Here is a 1,748-nt window from a genome sequence, read left to right as displayed (position 1 = left end):
CGGCGCGAGTCAAGCTAGTTGTCGTCTCGGTCATGCTGCCAATGGCTCTATATCGGTCGAGCGCGTATACGTTTTGACGATGCAGTCGCGCTCGGGGTTCAGTGTTACCGCGCCGATAGGCGTCCAGTTCCGGGTGGCGCCCGACCAGCGCCGCGGATTTCGTTCTCGCGCCTGGAGATATACCTCGTGACGGGCGGCAAGGATCGCGGCATCTTCACCCGCATGACGCTGGGCGGGACTGACGTAGCGGATGCCACTGTGCCGGTGATCATGGTTGTACCAATGCACGAAGTGCGAAGCCCAGCGGCGAGCCTCATCGAGGTTGGCAAAGCCCTTGTCGGGGAACTCGGGGCGGTACTTCGCCGTGCGGAACAGGCTTTCGACGTAGGCGTTGTCATCGCTCACGCGCGGGCGCGAGTACGAAGGCTTGACACCCAGCCAGTTCAACATCGCCAGGACAGTCGTGGCTTTGAGGGTCGAGCCATTGTCGCCGTGCAGCACCGGCCTGGTCGCCATGGCATGGATGCCTTCGGCCAGCGCCGTACGCTTGACCAGATGCGCCGCATGGTCGGCGTCGTCACTGTCGTGCACTTCGAAGCCCACGATCTTCCGGCTGTACACGTCCAGAATCAGGTACAAATAAAACCAGCGCCCCACGATCTCGGCAGGCAAGTACGTCATGTCCCAACACCACAGCTGGCGCGGTGCAGTGGCGATATGCGTGGTTGGCGGGCGGCTCTTGCGCGGTGCCTTGGCGCGGCCCCGGTGCTGGTTCTGCCCATGCTCGCGCAGTACGCGCTGGAAGCTCGATTCGCTGGCCAGATACACGCCTTCGTCGGCCAGCATCGGGACGATGCGCGCCGGGGGCATGTCGGCAAAGCGCGGCTCGTTGGCCACCTGCAGAATCTGCTCGCGCTCGGTGGGTGTCAGCGCGTGGGCCGGTGTCGGCCGCACCGCGCCGGGTCTGCCATCACCCGATACGAGCCCATGGTTGGCCTTCCAGCGCTGCAGGCTGCGCTCGTCGATGCCGGCGACCTCACAGGCCTGCGCCAGCCGCGCACCGGCCTGTTGAGCCGCTTCAATGTCCTGGGCCAGGGTCTGGCGATCTTCGAGCCCGATCATTCGTCCTCGCTTCTGTTCTTGTTGAAGATCGCCTCGACTTTTTTTGACAGCACCAGCAGCGCTGCCGTCTCAGCCAGCGCTTTGTCCTTGCGGCGCAGCTCGCGCTCGAGTTCCTTGATGCGCCGACGGTCTTCCTTGGTCTGCTGCGGGCTGGCGCGCTTCTCCGCGGGTTCGGCAAGCGCTTGCGTTGCGCTGTCACGCCATTGCTGTAGTTGCTGTGGATACACGCCGTGTTCGCGGCACCAGGCGCTGCGGGTGGCCTCGTCCATGGCTGCCGTGGTAATGACTGCCTCCAGCCGAGCCGCTGCCGTCCAGCTGCGTTCTCGCGCCGGCTTGGCCAGTTCCTCACCGCGCCAGCGTTCCAACGTATCTGTGCTCACCCCAATCTCCCGAGCCACCACCTCCAGCGGGGCGCTCTCCGGCGGCAGCAACCGCGCCACCGCTCTGTCCTTAAAACCTTGTCCGTATCGAGCCAACTTGTTCTCTCATCATCGCCCCCTTGTTGCGGAAATCGGTGGCAAGGGGGCCGTCGCCTTCGGCGACGGCAACCCACCACCATCTACGAAACTTGAATTCAGGAAAGATTCAAGTTTCTATCGGGGCGACAACTATTTTGCCGCGGGGGG

1 protein-coding gene is annotated in these 1,748 nt (G+C 64.0%); it reads right to left on the bottom strand.

Annotation, left to right across the window (positions count from 1 at the left end):
* Positions 1-30: 30 nt before the first annotated feature.
* A protein-coding gene (locus BDO18943_RS42370) for an IS3 family transposase (RefSeq protein ID WP_089454866.1) occupies positions 31-1,598 on the bottom strand; the annotation gives its coding sequence in 2 pieces (ribosomal slippage) (positions 31-1,160 and positions 1,160-1,598; 1,569 coding nt in all).
* Positions 1,599-1,748: the final 150 nt, after the last annotated feature.

The sequence above is a fragment of the Burkholderia aenigmatica genome, from assembly GCF_902499175.1.
Taxonomy (GTDB): domain Bacteria; phylum Pseudomonadota; class Gammaproteobacteria; order Burkholderiales; family Burkholderiaceae; genus Burkholderia; species Burkholderia aenigmatica.
Note: the sequence above shows the minus strand (reverse complement) of the source record. Positions and strands in the feature narration are given on the sequence as shown.